Here is a 20,954-nt window from a genome sequence, read left to right as displayed (position 1 = left end):
GCGCGCGCGTGTGGCGGTATCTGTTTTTCTGTTTTTCTGTTTTGGATAGGTATTAAGTCACTGAAAAGATTGACAGAAAAGCCAAAACGCAGCCCAAAACACGCGCCAAAACTGGTGTTTTGGGTGTTTTGGGTGACGGGTAAGTCACTGAAATTCAATAAAAAAGGGGGTTTTTGATGACCAAAGCCCGCAACACATTCGAGGCGCAGGCCGCAGAAGCGGCGCGGCGGCTGGACAAGGTGCGCGCCAGCGGCGAGCAGCTTTCATTCCTCCCGGACGAAGGCGGCAGGACGCCGGAAGAGGCAGGCACCGGCCAGCCCGGACGCCCCAAGGGCGCGATGGGCAAGGGGTCGAGCCAGTTGCGGCAATGGCTGGCGGCGCGCGGATACCGGATGCCGGAGGAGCAGCTGGCCGAGATCGCCGGGTTGGCCAGCGGCGAGGGCGTGATGATGCACGCCTTGACGCAGGCGGAGCGGCTGCTGGCTTGGGCGTTCGACGAGGCGAAGGACGTTGACGGCAAGGCGCGGACCGCCAGCCCGGAGCAACGCCTGTCAGCGTTCATGACCTGCTACGCCGCCGCGCTGCGGGCATCGGAGGCGCTGCTGCCCTACGGCACGCCGAAGGCCGCGCCGGAAGGCGAACAGCGCGCAGCCGTTCAGATCATCATGCCGCAGGCGGCACCGGCAGCGCCCCGAGACGTGACGCCGCGCGCCAGATCGCTGGGCCACATGGTGCCTGCGGACGTCGCCTATGAAATCGAGCAAAAACAAGAGGTTAGCAGCGCCGAAAATGGCGACGCGGACAGCGAGGATCGGACGAATGATTCAAGCGATTGAAAACGCTAGGGAAATTCCGCTCAGCGCACTGATAAAAAATCAGTCGCCGCTCGCGCGCGGCATGGCTCGCGCATCCTGCGGGGTCGCGCGCGGCAATTGCTCGAGCGCCCGCGAGGCCCAGACCCCCCGGGGGGGGCTCTGCGGCCCCGCCTCTGTGCCCCTGGCTCCGACCCCATTCAGGGTTTCCGAGACCGGGAGGGCCGAAAATTGAGCGCGATTGTTGGATTGGGCGGTTGGGGTGCGGGGGTGCCTTGCCGTGCCCCGGCCGACGGCCGGGAAGGGGTGCGGGGTGAGAGCGTCGAGGATCTGGAGGATCTGGACGCGAAAGAGGCAGTTGCCAAGCTGAAGGGGGAATTTGCGACCGTCAACCCCCTTGATGAGTTGACGAGGGGCCAGCTGGACTTCCCGGGTCCCATCGCCCAGGCGTTCTATTTCGATGACGGCGACATCGTTGCGATCCAAGGGCCGGTCGGCAGCGGGAAGACGACCACGAACATGAAATCCCGACTGCGCCGGGCGATCATGATGCCTCGGTCGACCATCGACGGCGTGCGGCGCTACAAGGTACTGTTCGTGCGGGAGACTTACCGCCAACTGTGGTCCGGTACGATCCCCAGCTACCTCGAGACGTTCCCGAAAGACCTGGGCGAATGGGCCGGGGGGCGCGGAGATCCCGTCACGCACAAGATCCGGTTCGAGGATGACCACGGCGTGATCGAGTTCGCCGCCGAGTTCATGGCGTTCGGCGACAACATCATGGCGAGCCTCAAGGGCACCGAGTTTACGGATCTCGACCTCGAGGAGGCGGACACCGTGCCGGTCGAGACCTTGTCGATCGGCATGGGCCGGATCGACCGCTACCCGGCCCGCCGGCACTTCAAGGGGCTGCCTCGGCACCTGCAGAGCTATGGCCAGGTCGTGTGTGTCTTCAACGCGCCGGATGAGGACGATTGGACCTATACGACCTTCCACGACGAGCAAAAGCGCAAGCGGATGGTGGCGGATATGACCGCCGCGATGCAACTCGAGGAGGAGGCGGCGGCGAGGGCAGAGGGGCGCGAACCCCAGCCGGTGCGGCCCATCAAGGTCAACTTCTACAACCAGCCGGGCTATGGTGAGCCGGGCTGTGAGAACCTGCACAACCTCGGGCCGGGCTTCTATCCCCGCCAGATCACCGGCAACAAGCTCGCAGGCAAGTCGGACGTCACGGCAAAGCTGGTCTACAACAAGGTCACATACCTCCGGGTTGGCGATCCGGTGTTCGCTGAACAGTTCAACCGCCGTATCCACGTCAGCGACGGGCCGATCCCGTGGGAGCCGTCTCTGCCGCTGATGATCGGCCTCGACCAAGGCTTCAAGGGTGCCGCCGTCATCGCGCAGATGCACGGTTTCTACCGCTGGCGCATCCTGGCCGAGCTGCACTTTCCGAAACGGAGGCTGATGGCCGTCAAGTTCGGCCAGTTGCTGCGAGATCTGATCGACGAGCGGTTTCCCGGCGCGCGCATCGAGGCTGGCTGGGGGGACATGGCCGGTGAGCATGGCGCCAGCCAGGCGGCCGACGAAAACCATACCTGGAACATGCTGGTCGGCCGGGCCGCGGGCTTCAACATCCGCCCTCAGCGCATCGGCACCAACCGCTTGCAGCCGCGGCTGGAGGCTGTGCGTGCCGCCTTGGAGGCGGAGCTAGACGGTGGCGAGCCTGGTCTGCTGATCGACCCTCACGGATGCCCCATCCTGATCCGCGGTTTCGAGGCCCGGTATGTCTGGACGGAAGAGGTCAACAAGACCGGCGACAAGCGGAAGGTTCCGGACAAGAGTTTTACCGAGGCCAACGTGCACGACGGGCTGCAGTATCTGCTGTTGTCGCAGCATCGCGGGGACGGCCTGTCGCCCTACGCGGCACATGCGGACGACAAGCGACCCGGGCGTCAGTCGCGGGGCAACATGGGTCACAACGGCGGGCCGCCGATAGGCGCGCAGGGTGGCGGGCTGCAGACCGGCTGGGATGTTCTCAATCCGTACGGGAGGGGGATGTGATGTGCCAACTCAGCGGCGCGGCGGCGCCCCTTTCCCGTACGGATGCGGCCTTGGCCGAGCAGGACCTGCTCAGGCGCCTCTATGGTGCGCGGCTCGCCGGTTTCGACCCCCTTGGCCGGCTGATCCTGTGGGGACCGACCCGCATTCCCAAGATTTCACCGAAACCGAAGCCAGAAGGAGACTGACATGGCACGGAAGACGACGACGAAGGCGGCCCAGAAGGGGCCGGATATGGAGGCGCTGCGTCAAATAACGCAGCTCGCGGGCGAGTTCACGGAGCGCCAGCGCCTTGAGCTGCTCGACCGGCTCAAGGACCAGGAGGGCGCGAAGGTCACGGACCGATCCGGCACCGTCACGGTCGCGATCGCCGGGCTCAAGTGCCAGTCCACGGCCGGGGTGTTCGACGCGATGGGGGGCTGGCTGTCCAAGGCCCGCCGCCATGTGCGGGGCCTGGTCTGATGGGGCGTTTCACGAAAAAGCCCGTCGAGATCGAGGCTATTCAGTATAACGGCGACAACCTGGCCGACGTGCTGGAGTTCACCGGCAAGCATCCGACCTGGTCGGAGCACTTCAAGAGCTTCGATGATTACGCGGCGCATGTCGCGTCCGACGGTCACAAGTTCAAGATCATCACGCTGGAGGGCACCCTGGACGCCACACCCGGCGACTGGATCATCCGCGGCGTGCAGGGCGAGCATTACCCCTGCAAGCCGGACATCTTCGAAAAGACCTATCAGGCGTCCGACGCTGGTGTCCGGCTGTCCGATCGGGGCTTTGACTTCGGCCTTGCACTCTGTGCGATGAAGAATGGCGCGGCCGTCGCCCGGAAGGGTTGGAACGGCAAGGGCATGTGGATCGCCCTGACGCCGGGGTCGGCATTCGAGGCCCGGCACGCCAAATGCGGCCATGCCGCAGCCAAGCGCGCTGTCGAAGTGGATGATCCACACGGCGAGATCGAGCTGCTGCCGCACATCGACATGCGCGCGGCGGATGGTTCGATGGTCGTCGGCTGGCTGGCAAACCAGACCGACATGCTGGCTGAGGACTGGCATGTAGTCGAAGTGGGGGGGGCGGTCTGATGGGCGGCGTACCTACGTTGAACCCGCAGGCTGCGGCCGATATGTGGGGCCGTTTCTTCGAGATGAAGGCGGGCTTTCAGACCGAAGATCAGAAGCGCGCGCAGCAGCGTGCCGCTCTCCGCCGTGATGCGGAGCTGCGGCTGATGCGCCGGCTGTCGCTCAAGGCGCAGATGCGGTTGACCGCCTGCGCAGTCAGGGGCAACGCCTGATGATCCAGCCCATCCCGTTCGAAAACGCCGCTGCGTTGGCCGTGTTCAGGGATCTCGACCCGGAGGATCGCTGCGAGGCGATGCTGATGCGCGGCGGGTCCTGCGACCACCTCGATCTGTGGGCCGACTGGCGCCAGGCGCAGCCCTACTGCCCGCTGTCGTTGGTTCTCACCAGCGCGGCCGGCACGCCGTTCGCCGTCTTGGCCGTTGCGCGTGTGCCCGGCTGCGTGGGTCTGGCTCAGGCGGCGCTTCTGGCACGTTCGCATAAGCGGTGGCGGCGCCAGTTGGCGCAGGCGGCGGTCCTGATCCGGAGCGCGTTGGGTGGGTGGGCTGACGAACAGGCTATTACGCGCATCGAGGCCCGGTCATGGGCCGGCCATCCGACCGCATCCCGTTTTCTGACGGGGTGCGGCTTCCTTCAAGAGGCCACGCTGTCCGGGTTTGGTCCCGATGGGCGCGCGGTGTTTCACCAGTTTTCATGGACCACGAGCAGAAAGGAGAAAAGCAATGTGCAATACGCCGAAAATTGAAACTCCGAAGGTGGCGCCGCAGATCCTTGCCGCCCCGCGAAGTGCCGACGCCAACAAGCAGGCCGATATTGCGGCGCGCTACAGGCGCGCGCGTAGCGGCACCCTCGCCAACATCCTCACCTCGCCCCTGGGTATTCCGTCCGGCGCGACTTCGCAGCTGGGGGCGCCGCAGTGAAACACGCTGACATGGTGATGCCCGGTTCCGACCAGGCGAAGGAAACCCAACAACGCTGGCAGGAGCTGAAAACCACGCGCGCGAAGTTCGAGGAAGACTGGGAGGATATGGCCCGCCTGATCCGGCCTCAGCGGGGCGGGTTCAACCTCTCCACGGCCTCTGTCCGAGATCTCTCCAAGCCGCTCAACAGCGGGCCGATCATCGCGCATGGGCATTTTGCGGCTGGCATCTACGCCGGCATCACGAACCCGGCCACGCGCTGGGGCGGGTTCACTACGCCCGACGAGGACCTAAACAACTGGGCGCCGATGGCCGACTGGATGGACCTTTGCGCGGCGAAAGTGCACCGCAGTTTCAGCCCGTCCATGTCATCCTTCTATCCGCAGAGCTACCAGGCTTATGCCGACCTTGCGGTGTTCGGAAACGCGGCATGTTACGACGAGCTTGACCTCGACAAACGGCGGTTTCGGGATGTGACCATCAGTATCGCGCAAGTCGTGGTCGACATCGACGAGGGCGGTTTCGTGGTCGAGGTGATCCGGCGTTACATGCTGGCACCGAGGCAGGCGGTGAAGGCATTCAGGGGCAAGGTGCCGGCCAAGGTCGCGGATCTCGCCGAGAAGGGCGACACCACACAGCACGCCTACTTCCGCCACATCGTCGAGAATTTCGACTATCGGCCCGGCATGTTCGGCGTGAAGGGTAAGCGGTGGAAGTCGTTCACCGTCAGCGAGGTGGAGGACACTCTGCTGTCGGAAAAGGGCTATGACGAGATGCCGTTCTACTATCCGAGGTGGGACGTGGACAGCGACATGCCCTACGGCATCGGGCCGGGGTTCGTGGCCCTGCCATCGGCGCGCAAGCTGAACCTGATGGACGAAGCGACGTTGCGGGCGGCACAGCGCGCAGCAGATCCGGTCAAGCTGGCTCCCGACCGTGAAGTCGTTCCGCTCAATGGCGTTTGGCGGCCGGGAAGCGTGATCTACGGCGCTGTCAACATGCAGGGCAACCCGATGATCCGGACGGAGGATTTCAACGGCAACATCGGCCTGACCCTCGAAGAGAAGCGCGCTGCCCTCGAGGACGTGAAAGAGGCTTTCTACTACTCCGTCATGTCCTTGGCGGGCCGCACCGGGATCTCCGACGATGAAAACCGCGTGATCGAGGAGGCGCGCTTGCGCAACTGGGCTCCACACGCCGACCGGATCATGGAGGAGTACGCGGCTCGGAAGTTCGAGCGGCGGTTCCGGATGCTTTGGCGGGCCGGCCAGATCCCCCCGCCGCCCCAAGGTACGCCGAGCGGAATACCGATGCAGGTCAGCTATACCAGCGCTGCCACAATGGCGTTGCGGGCATCGGAGGCGCAGGCCGCGCGGACTTTCGTGGGGGATCTGACGGCGCTGTCTCAGTTCAAGCCCGAGGTGCTCGATCGGCTGAGCGCCGACGACTACGCCGAGGTCCTGCACGACGCCAACACTACGCTGCCCCAGAAGCTTCTGGTGCCCCGCGAGGTCGCGATGCAGGCCCGCCAGGCGCGCGCGCAGCAGGAGCAGGCAGCCCAGGGAATGGCCGCGGCGTCCCAGGGCAGCGAGATCGCCCAGAAGCTCGCCGGGGCCGGCATTCCGCTGGGTGAAATGATGGGTGGAGGTGCGGCGTGATCCTCCACCATCTGGGCATTCTGCTTGGCCGGTTCGGAAACACAGATCAGGGCCGGCAGGTTGCGGTGAAGCATTCCCGCATCTGGCGCCAGGCCGCGGCAAAAGTTCCGGAGCTGGTGCCGGATCTCATCCGGCAGGGTGGTCTGCTGGAAGCGCAACCCGTGGTGATGGAAAGCGGGGTTCCTCTTCAAGCGCCAATGGACCCCTACCGGCTGGCCTATGAAGCTGGCCGGCGGGATCTGGCCGTGCAGCTCATTGCAGCCGCTGGCCTGTCGATCGACGAAGTGAACAGCCTCATGAAGGAGCAGGACTATGAATAAATTCCTCGCACGACTGCGTACCAAGCGCACGTTCAACACGGCGGAAGCCGGAGGAGGCGGCGGCGCCGGTGCGGATTTGCTGAACGGTGGCGGGACCGGCACGCCCCCGGCCGGCGGGACCGGCACGCCCCCGGCCGGCGGGACCGGCACGCCCCAGGCCGGCGGGACCGGCACGCCCCCGGCCGGCGGAACCGGCACGCCCCCGGCCGGCGGAACCGGCACGGCCCCGGCCGGCGGAACCGGCACGCCGTGGTGGGGCGATACTAGGCGGTTCGACGAAGGCACGCGGACCATGCTGCAGGCCAAAGGTCTGACCGTGGACGATCCGCTCGAGGCAATGGGAAAACTGGCCGGGCTCTACACCCATGCAGAAAAACGCCTGGGCAGGCCAGCGGACACGCTGATGGATCGTCCGAAGGACGGGCAGGATCTGACTGAATGGATGAAGGGCAATGCAGACGTGTTCGGCATTCCCGAAAGCGCCGACGGCTACGATCTGAAACGTCCCGACACGTGGCCGAAGGACGCCCCGTGGGACGATAAGGCCGAAGCCACATTGAAGCAGCGCGCCCATGAGTTGGGCATGACGCCAACCGCGGCGCAAGCCATGGTGGATCTCTACGCCGGAACGGTCGCAGAGACGCTGGGCGGTGCCGAACAGCGGCTGGACCAAGCGAAGGCGGAGCTGAAGGCAGAGCTCACAAAGGACTGGGGCGATGCTTACGCGGCCAAGGTCTCGGGAGCGCAGCAGGCGTTTCACGCCGTGGCGGAGCAGGCGGGTCTGCCGGCCGACGCGATTGCCAACTTTGCCGAGGTCCTCTCCGAGAAAGCCGGCGATGCCAACGCGCTGCGGATCTTCGCCGCCCTTGGCGACATGATGGGCGAGGACGTCTTGCCCCGGGACGGATCTAACAAAGGCGGCTTTTCGACCACACCGGCAGAAGCGCGGGCCGAATTGGCGAGGTTCGACGCGCCCGATAGTGAATACGGCAAGGCTGTGCAAGCGCGCCGCAACGGTCAGACGCCGGCCAACTGGGCCGAGCTGACAGCCCGTCGGCAACATCTGATTAAGCTCGCTGCCGGCACCTGAGGCTGGCCGTTATATCGCTCGCCGCGCTTGACTTTTTCCGCTAAATCAGCATCGTCATGCGCGGCGGGCAACCCTTTCAGGGTCCGCCTGATCCGGTCAATTCCGGCGCGTAGGCCCGCGGAAGGCACAGGATAGGGTCCGGCATCGGGCAACCCCTCCGAAATCTCATCACATCGCTGATTTTTCGAAAAGGGGGCTCATAGATGGCTTACCAACAACTGGTGGAACCGCACCACCGACTGACTTTCAACGGCAATGTCCGTCTGGTCTCGCAGCAGATGCAGAACCCGCTGCGCGCCGCCGTGACAATCGCGCAATGCTCCGGCGAAGCAGAAGACATTGCCGATCTGATCGACGCGCTCGAGTACCTGGAGGGCACCGACTACGACCGGCGCAATCCGGAAAACGTCGCCCAGAACAAGCGCCGCTGGCTGATCCGGCCGACCGTCATCGAGAGCGGGCAGTACATCACCAAAGAAGAGCAGTTCGACAAGGCGCAGGATCCGAGCTCGACGCTGGTGCGCAACCACATCAAGGCGGTCGAGCGCGGCGTACACGACCGCATATTGGGCGTTCGCAAGAAAGGCGCCGACTACGAGGTGGCCGGCGGCGGCATCATGGGTGCAGTTTACGAGGGCAAAACGCCGTCCTCCACCTCGGCCCTGCCCGCAGGAAACTACATCGCGGTCGATGTTGACGAACCTGGTACGCCGGCCGGCATGACGCTGAAGAAGCTGCGCGGCGCGACGGAGGCGATGGAGCTGGAAGATTTCGGCCTCGAAAGCGACGACGAGATCTACTCCGTCATCACTCCGAAGCAGAAAACCGACTTGCTGACGCTTGCGTTCGAAACGGGCAAGAACCTGAACCCGTTCGAGGTCAAGAACATCGAGGACGGCAAGCCGGGGAAGCTGCTGGGCATCAATTGGCTGTTCTCGAACCGGGTTGCGAAGGACCCGAACGGTTATCGCCTTTGCCCTGTCTGGACCAAAGCCAACGTCGTCGCGGGCTTCTGGCAGGACGTGCAGGGCAATATGTGGAACGACACCAGCGCCAAGAACCTGCCCTACGTGCACGTTGACGCCTATCCCGCCTGCGGTCGGATTGAGGACAAGGGCGTGCGGGTCCTCCGCTGCGCCGAAGCCTGATCGACGGGTCCGCGGGAATGCCCGCGGGACCTTCAGACACAGCCGGGCGATAGCCCGCCCAGATCCCGAAGGAGACAAAAATGGCCGTCGTATCCGGCATTTCCAACCTCATCACCCCCGCAATGTCGTATCTCACCGATCCGCCCGATCCGGTCGCGGCCAAGGGCCGTCTCATCACGGCGACCGGAACGGTCGAGAACGCGGCCACCGACAGCAACCTGTCCAAGTGGGAGCTGGTGCGTCTTCCGTCGATTTGCCTCCTGCACCCGTTGACGTTCTTCAACGTCACCAATTGGGGGTTTGCGCAAATCGTCATCGGATCGGAGGACGATACCGACGCCCTGGTCGACCAGACCAAGGCGACCGAAAACGTCGTCACTCCGATCGCCCAGGGCGGTGCCATGCACGGCCTGGCGCTCTGGACGATCCTTGGGCTCGCCTCCGATCCCGGTGGTCAGCTTTCCCTGTACGCCCATGCTGAGGCTGCGGCGACAGGCGCGGGCTCGATGCAGTTTCAGGTCGTCTACATCATGCCCTGATCCGGGCCATCGACTTTAGGTCGGGCGTGAAGCCCGGCCTGCACCCTCCGGAGCCTCGACCGTGACCACGCCCCTTCCGATCACAGACAGCGAGATCGCGTCGCAAGCCTTCATCGAGCTCGAGTTGCGGCCCTTGTCGTCCTACGGGGACGACACTGAAGAAGCGGTGCTGGCTGCGCAGCGTTACCCCCGGGCGTTGGGAATGGTGCTCGAAAGCTACGATTGGTCATTCGTGCGCCGTCTCGTCAGGCTGCCGCGTGTCGTTTCCGGTTCGCCCGAGACGGAGCCCGACGCTGACCTTCCGTACACTTTCAGCCTGCCGGCAGAGTTCAAGACGCTGCGCCGCGTGTTCCCGGCCGGCAATCCCGATTGGCCGATCAAGTGGCGCCGCGATGGAGATCATGTCCGGGCCGACGCGGAGGATGTTCAGGCGATCATTACTCGGGACATCAAGCGCGAGGCCGATTTGCCGGATCTCGTGCGCCACGCGGTGGCGCTTCAACTCGCCGTGCTGCTGGCGCCAAAATGGGTGACCACCCGGACGAAACGGGCTGACATGCGTCAGGACCTCGCCGATGCCTTGACAGTGGCAAAATCAGCCGACCGCACGAGCGCGTCCGATGCGCGGCTGGATGGTCTCGACGAAAGCACCGGCTGGGACTGGCTTTCGCAGGTGACGCGATGACGGCAACCCGGACCTCGCAGGTCGCGATCAGCAGCGGCGAAATTGACCCCACGCTGCATTTTCGTGAGGATTTCCAGCGGCATCAGACCGGCGCGGCCATTTGTCGGGGTTTCCTTCCCATGCGGCAGGGCGGCGGTACTCGAGCGCCGGGGACCTATTTCAAAGGCACGACGCTGAACAATCAGCGGGCGGTGCGCGTTCCCTTCGTCTTTGCGCGCAACGATGCTGTTGAGCTCGAGTTCACGGACGGCATCATGCGGGTCTGGCGCTACGGTTCTCTGGTGCTCGATGGGGGAGTGCCTTTTGAGCTGCCTACGCCCTTCCTCGAGGACGATCTGCCGAACCTCAATTGGAGCCAGGACGCCGACGTCATGTACCTGTTGGACGGGCGGAACCCGATGCAGCAGCTCAGCCGGTTTGCCCTGGACAACTGGACGCTCGCGCCGGCCGAGCTGGAGGCTGGACCATTCCGGCCTCAAAACCTCGACGAGGGCAAGACCGTGCGGGCCAACATCGGCAACGCTGCCGCGTTGACGCCTTGGGTTGCCGGCGAGGATCTTGTCGTCGGCAACCTGCGTCTCGTCGAAAACCGGATCTACGAGTTCAGGGGCACGGGCGACAGCCTGGGGACTGCGGTCGATGGGAATGTTGGCTATTTCGCCCCGACCCACACCTCCGGCGTAGATCCGTACCTGGTCGCAGAGGGACCGCCGCAGATCGACGCTTACTGGGAATACATCGGCACCACAGCGCAGGTGCAGGTCGGCGGTGTAACGACCGTTGAGCTCCTGGGGGTGGGCGACATATTCACGCCGGATCACGTGGGCGCCCTGATCCGGCTGGAGCCGGAAGACTGGCGAGCCGTCGCAATCTGGGTGGGCAACGCGGTGCTGCCGCGCGGATCGCTTGTCCGGTGGGAAGGCAACGTGTACCAGCTCGGCAGCGTTATCGGCGGCGCCTCCATCTATGCCGGCGGTACTGCGACAACTGGCGTGAACCCGCCTGTGCACACATCAGGCGAGCAGCGCGTGGATGTGTCGAACACGACGATTTATCGCCACATCTCCAGCGAAGTCGGCATCGTCAAGATAACGTCGGTCACAGACGAAAACCAAGCTGACGGTCTGGTGATCGAGCCGATCCCGCAGCCTGTCTTTGATGAACCGACCTATCGGTGGTCTTTGGGTGCATGGAACAGGGTATATGACTATCCCCGGTTTCTCGCATGGTTCCAGCAGCGCATGTTTGCAGCGGGCGCACCTTCCGATCCGCGGACCCTCTTTGCCAGCGAACAGGGGGCTTATCGGTCTTTCCTGCCTGGCGACGATGCAACGTCCAGCTTCGCTTACGACATTGGCGGTGGCGGTTCTCGCAATGCGATCAGCTGGCTCCTCGAGGGCAAGCGCGGCGTCTATGTCGGATCGCTGGGCGAGGTTCGGCGCGGCTACGCAGACAACGGCGAGGCAATCGGGCCGACCACGTTCAAGCTGGACACGGTTTCAGGGGAAGGGGCGGCGCCTGTCCGGCCGGTGACGCCCTACGGCTGGCCGCTCTACGTGTCTTCAGGTGGTGATCGGCTTCTGGAAGTCCGGTTCGACCTGGCGCAAGACGAAATGGACCCGGTGGATCTGAGCCTTCCGGCAGCGCATCTGGGAGCATCGGGCTTTTTGCAAATCGTCTGGCAGTCCGGCGGCGACAAGACGGGCTGGATACGTCGCGGCGATGGCACCCTCTGTGCCTTCGTCTACGATCCAAAGCAGGACGTGCTGGGCTGGGCGCCTGTCCCGGTCGCGGGTGGGTTCGTCGAGGACATCTGCGCAACGCCGTCGGCCGACGGCGCTCGCGACGTGGTGACATTGATTGTGCGGCGCACGATCAACGGTCAGGAGATCCGCTGCGTCGAGGAATTGGCGGACAATTCCGGTGTACGCAGATCTCAGGTTCCGGCCGTCGAGGCAAACCACGCCTATTGTGCGCTGACATTTACCGCAGATCCCGCCAGCGCGACATTCGACGTGCCGCACCTGGTGGGCGAAACGGTCGCGGCCTGGACCGACGAGGGCGGGCTTGAAGATCTGCTTGTGGCGGAGGACGGGACCGTCACCCTGAAGTACGAGGTGACGCGGGCCATAATCGGTCTGTTCGATGAAACCCACAAGCTCCGATCGTTGCCGCTCATCGCGGCGGCGCGTGACGGGGACAGTCGCGGCCGCAAGCGCAAGATCGAGAAGGGCTCCGCCGTGATGGTCTCTGGCACGTCCGGCGGCTACGTCCGGGCGGTCGAGCGCAACAATGGGGATGCCTGGGCGTCCAACAGGCGGCAGCTCCTCTTCGACCTTCCCGTCCTTGCCCCGCAGCCGGTCGTCAAGTCGGGTACGCTCCGCTCAACGGTGACGTCCGCATATGCCGACGAAGTGGCGCTCGAGTTCGAGCCGCGGGGGCTTGCCCCAATGACCATTACTGGCTGGGTCGCGGCCATCAAGGAAGAGGGGGCATAGCATGTGTGGTTTCGCGCCGGGTGTCGCTGCACTTGTTTCCGGGTTGGGAACCATAGGCCAGGTGGTGGGTGTCGCGGGCACAGCCTTGTCGATGTATGGGCAGGTGCAGCAGGGCAAAATGACCCGCGCCGCCATGCAGCAGCAGTCCGCGCAGATCGAGACGCAGAAGCAGGAAGCTGCTCAGCTCGCTTCGATCGAAGAGTGGCGCACGCGCGAGAAGATGAAGCGCCAGATGCGTCAGCAGCAGGCGACCATTGGCGCGCGGGGCTTCGACCTGGGCAGTCCCACAGCACTCTATCTGGCGCAGCAGGCCGGGCAGGAAATGGCCTTTGAGGGGGCTGCGATCCGGCAGGGGGCCAGTTCGACGCAACGCGAGCTGACGGCCAATCAGCGTGTCCTCGACGCGCGCGGCCGGATGGCCGTCTACAAGGGGCGCGTCGGGGCGGCAGGCACGTTGCTGAAACAGGCGCCCGATCTGTGGCCGGATTTGCTGTCATGAGTGGGCTCACGATCCCGACCGGCGGCGTCAATCCGGGGCGTGGCTTTCAGGCCCAACCCGTCGAGGTCGATCAGAGCGGCGAGGTGCTTGCGCAACTGGGCGACACCATGGCCCGCGTCGGGGTCGCCGTGGAGAATGATCGTCTTGATCGGGAAATGCAGCGCCACCAGGTCGATCTGACGAAGGACGTCAACGATCTGGTTCTGGAGGCCGAGCAGATCGGAGATCCCGACGCGGCTGAGGCGCATTGGCAGACAGGCGTCCAGGCGCTGCAGTCGAGATACATGCAGCCCGGCCCTGAAGGCCGGCCGCGCGTGTCCAAGCGCAATCAAGAGCGTTTCCAGCTGCAGTTCGACGATCTGACCAACGCGGCATCGGTTGGTCTGGGCCGGCGTTTCATCGGGCAAAGGCGTGCGCAGCGCGAGGGCAATTACATCGACCTCGTGGATCAGACGATCCGCAGCGCCGCTGCGGCCCCCCTGAGCTGCGTGGCCAGATGATGGAGACGGTCTACCAGCAGATCGACGAGCTGGTGGCTGCGGGCGTCATAGACGAGGCCGAGGCCGCCCGGCGGCGCATCGCCGTTCGTGGCGACATGAGCAGCAGCTTGGAGGCGTCCTATCTCGCCAGCGTGCATGAGACCGTGCGCAATGCCGCGATCGCGCCGCCGGAGGCCCGCGCCGAAATGATCGCCGACGTGGACCGCCAGATCGACGAGCTGGTGGCAGTCGGCGCGATCGACGCGGCCGAGGCCGAGAAACGCCGCATCGCCTTGCGCGGGGACATCAGCCGCGCGCGCGCGGCCGATCTTCTCGAGAACGACCCTGAAGGCTTCCTGACCGAGGATCTGGAAGGTGGCTTCGAGGGCATGGACGGGAACACCCTCGCGACATATCGCGCCATGGCCGAGGCGGGTCTGAAGGCGCGGCACAAGGAGTTCATCACCGAGCAGAAGCGTGTGCAGAAACAGCGCGAGGTCGAGGTCAAGGCCGAGTTGAACGACATGCGCGACATCATGCTGGCTGGTCAGCCAGTGGCCGAAATCGCGCGGCTGGACGATCCGGAGTACCAGGCGCACCCGCAGTACGCCGAGACCATGGCGGCCTATTCGCTCTTCGTCGAGCGCGAGAACATCTTCGCCATGACGACGGATGAGCTTGACGATCTGATCCAGCAGGAAAAGTCACGGAAGCTGAAACACAAGTACCAGCTCGAGCGGCTCGAGCTTCTGGACAAGGTGCGTGCCGATCATCAGCGCGGCTACGGTGCCGATCCCATCGCCTACCAGCGCCAGATCAACCCCAAATCCATCACGGATCTGCCTGACTTCACAACCGACACCGCGCCCGATTTTGCGGCCGCGCTGCGTGCGCGCCGTGTGGATGCCGAGCAGCTGGTGGAACAAGGCCACGTCAAGGCGGACGTGGTGCGTCTCTTCGACGATGAGGAGCTGGCGCGCCTGCAGCGGCAAATGGCCGTGGACAAGGACCCCGAAGATCGCCTGGCGCTGGCCGCCGTTCTGGCAAACGAGCTGGGCGAGGGCGGGACCGCCGACAGGTTGACGGCCGTGGTCGATGATCCCGTGCTGGCCCACGTTGCAGCGATGGCTTGGCGGGGCGGCAGCAAGGCGACCGCGTTGGAGACGCTGCGCGGTCAGCAGATGATCGAGGCGAACAACGTCACCTTGCCGCCGGCGGCGGAACGCCTTGGCGCGACGTATGGCTTGATCGAGGACCTCTTTGCCGACGTGCCGGCAGGAGAGGCATCCCTTGCGGCCGCGATCGGTGCGGCGGACGCGCTCTATGCCCGGCGTACAGGTCGGACAGAGGTCGGCGGCGAGATCGACGAACGGGCCTACAAGCAGGCGCTGCATGCGGTGATGGGTGGAACCGGCGAGTTCAACTCCGGCGATGCCACAGGCGGCGTGCAGGAAGTCCGGGGCCAAATGACCATGTTGCCGGTCGGCATCCGGGCGTCGGCCGTGGAAAGCGCCCTCGAGATGCTGGGCCATGAAGAGCTGCCCCGTGATGAGCGGGCCGCACGCGGCCGGGGTGCCTCGCTCGCTTACAATCCGGATCTGGCGGCCGAGCATTGGCGGGCAGCATCCGGCGGGCAGGTGCCGCAGATCAATGGCGAGCCAATCGCACCGGAAACGCTCGACAGCCTCTACCTCATGGCGGTTGGTGAAGATCGTTTCGTCGCCCTGGCCGACACGCGCAGCGGCAAGCGTGTGGTCTACAACGAAAGCGGCGCGCCGTTCGTATTCAGCCTGCGTCGGCTGATCCGTGAAACCGGAGGCGGTCAATGAACCAGACCACCGGCACGAACGACAGCTTCGAGGCGCCGCCGCTGCGGTTGCCGCCGCTCGAGGCGCAGACGCCGGACTGGGGCGACGTGTTCCAGGCGGGGCTTCTGTCCGAGCGCATCGAGAGCGACAGCAACCTGCGCCTCGAGCACATGGAGCGCGACTATCTGGCCGACCTGCAAGATAGCCTGGGCACGGCCTACGGGCCCGGCCCGGAGGAAACGCGCAGCCGATCCACGACTGCACAGTTCAACAACCGCGTGGACTACATCGTTGCCCGCGGGGCGGAGCTGCGCGAGAACGACGCGGACGGCCGGTATGAACATCTGCCGGCCTCGCGCGAGGAGTTTTTCCAGACCATCGGAGATCGTGCGCGCGCAGAATGGGAAGATGCCCAGCTCGTCCTCGATGGCGGAGGCATGAGCGCCGAGCTGCTTGGCAGGATCTGGGGTGCCACGACCGACAACACATCCCTCGTCACGATGATGTTGCCTTTCGGGGCGTTCTCGCGAACGGGCCAGCTGGGCAAGATCGCGCTGGCGGAGGGGGTGGCCGGTGGCCTGGGCGAAGCCCTGACCCTGCCGCAACGGTATCGCGCGTCGGAACGGCTGGACCTCGAGGAGCCCAACCCGTTCCTGTCAATCACGATGGGCGCAGCTGGCGGGGCGGCCCTGGGAACGGCGTTGCCAGCCGCGGCCCGCGTGCTGCGCTATGGCAAGATCAAGGCCGACAGTATCGGCGCGCGGCGGCCGGCAGATGTCGATCAGCTGTCCTGCGGGGAGGCGGTAGACGAGGCGGCAGACGATCTTGTCGGTCGGCGGTCGATCCGGCCGGCCCCCTACGGCACGATGACGCCAGAGGTCCGCGCGGGGATCTTTGCCGGGGAAAGCCGCGGCGACTACGACGCCCTGTTTAACTTTTCCAACAGGCCCGGAGGCAAGTTTTCCAACGTGCGCCTCACGGAAATGACCGTGGACGAGGCCATCGAGTTTTCCAAGCCGACCGGGCCATATGCGCAATGGGTCAAGTCGCAGATCGACCGCGTGGCGACGCCGATGGGGGGGTATCAGATCGTTGGCAAGACCCTGAGGCTTGTCAAAAAGGGCTTGCGGCTGCGCGGCGACGAGAAGATGACGCCCGAGCTGCAGGAGCGGATGGGCGAGTGGATCTTGCGCAACCAGGGCACCGGCGCATGGGAGGGTTACAAAGGCCCGCGTCGGCCCGGAACCGAAGGTGCGCCGCCGGATGCTGCGCCGGCCACCCGAGCCGCCGCGAGACCCTACACGACGCAGCGCGGCTACACGTCCACCGGAACCATCACGGTCGGCGACGATTTCCGCGTGGACGTCGATTATGTTGTGACCGATCTGCGGAGCCTGCGGCAAGCGACCGGCGACCTGCAGCCGCGCGACAGATCCCGCGCTGCCAGTGACGAACAGGTGTCGCGCATCGCGGCCGGTCTCGATCCTGCCCGCCTCATGCCGGCGCCGGAGGCGGATCGCGGCACGCCCGTCGTCGGTCCGGACAACATGATCGAAAGCGGGAATGGCCGGGTAATGGGCATCGCTCGTGCCTACGAAAGGCACCCTGATCGGGCGCAGGCATACCGCCAGCAGATCATCGCGGCCGGCTACGAGATCCCCGAAGGCGTCGACCAGCCCGTGTTGATCGCCCGGCGGACGTCCGACCTGACGGCCGAGCAGCGCCGCGACTTCGTGCGCCAGGCCAACACGTCCACGATTGCACGTATGTCCGCGACGGAGCGCGCGGCAGTAGATGCGCAGGCGATCACGGCTGATGTCCTTTCCCTGCTCGAGCCTGGTCAGCCAATGTCCGCCGTGGCGAATGCGCCTTTCGTGCGTGCAGCCATGTCGGGCATCCCCCAAGCCGAGCGTTCGGGGTTGACCGATGGCAGCGGCGGTTTGAATGCCGAAGGGGTGCTGCGTCTCCGTCAGGCGGTATTCGCGTCAGCCTACGAGGCCCCGGACATTTTGGCCGAGTTCGCCGAGGCTGATGGGGGCGGACATCTCAAGTCACTGGTGCAGGCGCTGGAGCAGGTTGCGCCGGAATGGGCCGGGATGCGTGCGGCAGCGCGCGACGGGCGCATGGCAGCAGAGTTTGACATCACCGGCCACCTCCTTGAGGCGGTGCGAACCATTGCGACGGCGCGGCGCATGGCGGCCGCGGGCGACGGCAAGCTGCCGGTCCTGGTGCGCGAGCTGCTGGACGACACCGATTTGCTGGATGGCGCCATGGCGCCCCTCAGCGCCGCGCTGGTGCGCAAGTTCTTCCCCGGCGAGCGTGTAGCCCCAGCAGGGCAGGTTGCTGACTTCCTGCGCCGCTACGCGGTCGAGGCGCGCAAGGTGGGCACACCCGACGCAGGGCTGTTCGGCGATGGTCCGACGCCGGCGGACGCGCTGCGTGCGATCGACGGCGAAACCTTCGCCGGTCTCGAGGACCTGGGCGCGCCGCGGGGCCCGGAGCCGGCGCCTCAGCCGCTCGAGGTCGAGCCGCAGGCGATTGGTCCATATCCGGATGGCGCGGCCAGCCCGGCGGCCGAGGCCGTGGACGACGCGATCGAGGAGGCGCTGCAGGCGCCGGATCTGGCGGACGTGATGGATCTCGGCGTCGAGCTTGATGGTCGGACGTGGAAGGTCAGCGAGATCCTCGCCGAGCTGGATGCGGATGATGCTCTGGACGTCACGGTTTCGGCATGTGCTGCGAGAGGGGTAGCCTGATGGCAAACATTCACGATTGTCTGCAACGTGCCGTCCAGTCGGGCGATCTCGACGCCGACAAGGCCGAGGCAGCGGGCGAGGAGTTCGACCAGCTGTTGGACCGTTACAGGCAGATCTTGCCAGAGGTCCAGGCGGAGGAGGCCGCCCTTAAGGATCTGAAGGAGACGACCTCGCGCGCCCGGCGTTCGCGGCGTCACATGGTGCTCAACCAGTTGCAGATGGCACGGCGGATCAAGGCGCAGATCGAGGACGCGCCCGACGCCGCGCGTGCGCTGCTGGATATGTTCGAGACGTTGCCGGGTTCGACCTACTCCGGAGAGAATGTCCGGTTCCTTCAGGAGGCGCTGACGGCCCGCATTCGCGCGGATCTGCGCGACGTGCTGCGGCACATGGGGTTGAATGTGCTTGGCAGCAACCGTGACAAGGCCGGGCTGAGGGACTTGCTGCGCGAGCTGCATGGCCAGCCAAGTGGCAACCCGATCGCCGTAGGCTTTGCGGACCAGGTGCGCCGCACTCAGACCTGGCTGCGCGAGATGTTCAACGATCTGGGCGGGGACATTGGCCAGATCGCAGACTACGGGGTGCGTCACACTCATGATGCTGATGCGATCCAGGCCGCCGGCTTCAATAGCTGGGCGGATACCGTGTTTGACCAGCTGGACTGGTCACGCATCGTTGACTTGAATACGGGCAAGCCCTTCGTGACGGACGCGGCCTTGCGGCCGAACCGTCCTCAGGCCTTGGCGTTCCTTCAGCGGATCTTCGACACGATCACAACGGAGGGCGCGCTGGATCGCGAGCCGACGATGGTGCTGGGAAGCAAGGCGCTCTATCGCAAGTACGACGACGCGCGTGTGCTGCACTTCCAGAACGGCGATGCCTGGCTGGCGTACAACGAACAGTTTGGCCGGACAGACCCATGGGCGGCCATGATCGGGGGCATGGACGCCATGGCCCGAGAGGTCGCCCTGATGCGGGTTTTCGGTCCGAACCCGAACGCGGGGCTGGCGTTTGCGGTCAACACCGCCGACATCATCGCGAAAAAGTCACGCGACCCCGGCCTGAAAAAGCGCGTCGCACAGGCGACAAAGCGCGCGCAGGTCCAGATGTTCCACGCGAACGGCGCGGTGAACCAGCCCGAGCATGAAGGCTGGGCCCGGTTCTTCTCTAACGTCCGGCACTTCAACGTGGCGACGAAGCTCGGCGCCACCATCGCGTCGGCCGTCACCGACACGGCCACGATCATCACGGGCGCGACGGCCATGGGCCAAAACCCGGCAAACGTCCTGGCGCGCGCCATGTCGTTGACCTTCAGTTCCGCATCACGCGAGACCGCCGCCCGCGCCGGCTTCGTCGCGGAAACGCTCATGTCGATCGCAACCAGTTCGGCGCGCCTCACGAACGATGTGGTGGCTGGTGACATCATGTCCCGGCTGTCCGGTTTCGTGATCCGTGCCCAAGGGCTTGCCCACTGGACCGACAGCATGAGGACGGCCGTTCAGATGGAAACGGCGGGACATATGGCCGGCGAGGCGGATCGGGCCTTGGCGGATCTGGACCCCATGTTGCGCAATCTCCTCGAGCGCAATGGCATCACGGCCGAGGACTGGGACGCCCTGCGTCTCGACCAGGGCGGGCGCTTCATCGCGCCGAACGGGTCCGATTTCATCGCGCCGTTCTGGTGGCTGGCTCATCAGTCGACGCTCCCGCGCACACGCGCGGAAGGCGTGGCGCTGCGGCTGCAGGCGGCGTTGATGGATCAGGCGGAGCTCTTCGTGCCTACCAAGCGGACGAGAGCCACCCGGTCGGTGCTCGGCGCATCGCGCCCTGGCACGGCCGGCGGCGAGCTGCTGCGGTCAACGCTGGGTTTCAAGAATTACGCCCTGTCCCTGACGATGGGGCAGATCCACCTCTATCGGTCGCTGCCGACGCCGCAAACCAAGGGCGTTTATCTGGCGACGCTCGCGGCCTCGATGCTGACCATGGGTGCAGTCGCGGTGCAGCTGAAGGAGCTGGTTAAGGGCCGTGACCCGCGACCGATGGACGAACCAAAGTTCTGGTTTGCCGCTCTCATGCAGTCCGGCGGTCTCGGGATCTTCGGCGATTTCGCATTCTCGGAGCGGAACCGCTTTGGGGGCGGCATTGAGCAGACACTGGCCGGGCCCGTCGCGGGCCTGGCCGGCGACGTGATGCGCATTCCCATGTCCAACGTCAACGCGATGATCGAGGGCGAGGAAACCAACCTGGGCGCCGACGTGGCGAATTTTGTCCGGTTCAACACGCCGGTTGCCTCGAGCTTCTGGCCGACGCGCGTGGCCTTCGATGCCGTGGTGGCGGATCAGCTGCAACTCTTGCTCGATGGGGATGCGGAGGCGACCTGGAAGCGCCAGGAGCGGAAGCAGCGGCAGGACTATGGAAACGGCAATTGGTGGGGTCACGGAGAGATGGCCCCGCAGCGTGGACCTGACTGGTCAAACGCATTGGGAGAGGGGCGTTGATCCTGATCCAGAACAGCCCCGGCCGCGCTGCGGCGTGGGGTTTGGCGGCAAGGCAAATGTGCCTGTCGCCCGGGTGCGCCCCGCAACCGCGAAAGAGGCATCGCCGGCGG

20 protein-coding genes are annotated in these 20,954 nt (G+C 65.3%); all 20 read left to right on the top strand.

Annotation, left to right across the window (positions count from 1 at the left end):
* The first annotated feature begins 176 nt into the window (after positions 1–176).
* Positions 177–836 carry a hypothetical protein gene (locus tag CDO87_RS03485; protein ID WP_100927474.1) on the top strand — a complete coding sequence of 220 codons (660 nt, stop codon included), beginning with the start codon at positions 177–179 and terminating at the stop codon, positions 834–836.
* A gap of 207 nt (positions 837–1,043) precedes the next feature.
* A complete protein-coding gene (locus CDO87_RS03480; RefSeq protein WP_157814907.1) occupies positions 1,044–2,873 on the top strand; it encodes a hypothetical protein in 1,830 nt (609 codons plus the stop codon).
* Positions 2,874–2,923: 50 nt separating this feature from the next.
* The gene (locus CDO87_RS27430; protein WP_256388395.1) at positions 2,924–3,058 is read left to right on the top strand and encodes a hypothetical protein; all 135 of its coding nucleotides are present in this window, start codon (positions 2,924–2,926) and stop codon (positions 3,056–3,058) included.
* A 1-nt stretch (position 3,059) separates the two neighbouring features.
* Positions 3,060–3,332: a hypothetical protein gene (locus CDO87_RS03470; protein ID WP_100927471.1), complete on the top strand. Its 273-nt coding sequence runs from the start codon at positions 3,060–3,062 to the stop codon at positions 3,330–3,332.
* Positions 3,332–3,952, top strand: coding sequence for a DUF2829 domain-containing protein (locus CDO87_RS27150; protein WP_254698319.1), 621 nt, complete (start codon positions 3,332–3,334; stop codon positions 3,950–3,952). Before CDO87_RS03470 ends, CDO87_RS27150 begins: the two co-directional genes overlap by 1 nt.
* A 17-nt stretch (positions 3,953–3,969) precedes the next feature.
* Positions 3,970–4,161, top strand: coding sequence for a hypothetical protein (locus CDO87_RS26655; protein WP_157814906.1), 192 nt, complete (start codon positions 3,970–3,972; stop codon positions 4,159–4,161).
* The gene (locus tag CDO87_RS03455) at positions 4,161–4,691 is read left to right on the top strand and encodes a hypothetical protein (RefSeq protein WP_100927470.1); all 531 of its coding nucleotides are present in this window, start codon (positions 4,161–4,163) and stop codon (positions 4,689–4,691) included. Before CDO87_RS26655 ends, CDO87_RS03455 begins: the two co-directional genes overlap by 1 nt.
* Entirely contained in the window at positions 4,669–4,866 is a 198-nt protein-coding gene (locus CDO87_RS03450) for a hypothetical protein (RefSeq protein WP_100927469.1), read from the top strand. The genes CDO87_RS03455 and CDO87_RS03450 overlap by 23 nt, the downstream gene beginning before the upstream one ends.
* An 11-nt stretch (positions 4,867–4,877) precedes the next feature.
* Complete coding sequence (locus tag CDO87_RS03445) at positions 4,878–6,524, top strand: portal protein (RefSeq protein WP_100927468.1); 1,647 nt, start codon at positions 4,878–4,880, stop codon at positions 6,522–6,524.
* Positions 6,521–6,844, top strand: a complete 324-nt coding sequence (locus CDO87_RS03440; RefSeq protein WP_100927467.1) for a hypothetical protein — start codon at positions 6,521–6,523, stop codon at positions 6,842–6,844. The genes CDO87_RS03445 and CDO87_RS03440 overlap by 4 nt, the downstream gene beginning before the upstream one ends.
* A complete protein-coding gene (locus CDO87_RS03435; protein WP_100927466.1) occupies positions 6,837–7,934 on the top strand; it encodes a hypothetical protein in 1,098 nt (365 codons plus the stop codon). Before CDO87_RS03440 ends, CDO87_RS03435 begins: the two co-directional genes overlap by 8 nt.
* 203 nt (positions 7,935–8,137) lie before the next feature.
* Positions 8,138–9,082, top strand: coding sequence for a phage capsid protein (locus CDO87_RS03430; protein WP_100927465.1), 945 nt, complete (start codon positions 8,138–8,140; stop codon positions 9,080–9,082).
* 80 nt (positions 9,083–9,162) lie between these two features.
* Complete coding sequence (locus CDO87_RS03425) at positions 9,163–9,621, top strand: hypothetical protein (RefSeq protein WP_100927464.1); 459 nt, start codon at positions 9,163–9,165, stop codon at positions 9,619–9,621.
* 61 nt (positions 9,622–9,682) lie between these two features.
* A complete protein-coding gene (locus CDO87_RS03420) occupies positions 9,683–10,306 on the top strand; it encodes a hypothetical protein (RefSeq protein WP_100927463.1) in 624 nt (207 codons plus the stop codon).
* The gene (locus CDO87_RS03415) at positions 10,303–12,804 is read left to right on the top strand and encodes a hypothetical protein (protein WP_100927462.1); all 2,502 of its coding nucleotides are present in this window, start codon (positions 10,303–10,305) and stop codon (positions 12,802–12,804) included. The genes CDO87_RS03420 and CDO87_RS03415 overlap by 4 nt, the downstream gene beginning before the upstream one ends.
* A gap of 1 nt (position 12,805) precedes the next feature.
* Entirely contained in the window at positions 12,806–13,303 is a 498-nt protein-coding gene (locus CDO87_RS03410; protein WP_100927461.1) for a hypothetical protein, read from the top strand.
* Positions 13,300–13,803, top strand: a complete 504-nt coding sequence (locus CDO87_RS03405) for a hypothetical protein (RefSeq protein WP_100927460.1) — start codon at positions 13,300–13,302, stop codon at positions 13,801–13,803. Before CDO87_RS03410 ends, CDO87_RS03405 begins: the two co-directional genes overlap by 4 nt.
* Positions 13,800–15,611, top strand: coding sequence for a hypothetical protein (locus CDO87_RS03400; protein WP_157814905.1), 1,812 nt, complete (start codon positions 13,800–13,802; stop codon positions 15,609–15,611). The genes CDO87_RS03405 and CDO87_RS03400 overlap by 4 nt, the downstream gene beginning before the upstream one ends.
* On the top strand, positions 15,608–18,346 hold the full coding sequence (locus tag CDO87_RS03395; protein ID WP_100927458.1) for a hypothetical protein: 2,739 nt from the start codon (positions 15,608–15,610) through the stop codon (positions 18,344–18,346). Before CDO87_RS03400 ends, CDO87_RS03395 begins: the two co-directional genes overlap by 4 nt.
* Positions 18,346–20,844 (top strand): hypothetical protein, encoded by a 2,499-nt coding sequence (locus CDO87_RS03390; protein WP_100927457.1) that lies wholly within the window; start codon positions 18,346–18,348, stop codon positions 20,842–20,844. The genes CDO87_RS03395 and CDO87_RS03390 overlap by 1 nt, the downstream gene beginning before the upstream one ends.
* The last annotated feature ends 110 nt before the right edge of the window (positions 20,845–20,954 follow it).

The organism is Sagittula sp. P11, assembly GCF_002814095.1.
In the GTDB taxonomy this organism is placed as follows: Bacteria; Pseudomonadota; Alphaproteobacteria; order Rhodobacterales; family Rhodobacteraceae; genus Sagittula.
The sequence above is the reverse complement of the archived record's forward strand: the minus strand, read 5'-3'. Positions and strand labels throughout refer to the sequence as shown.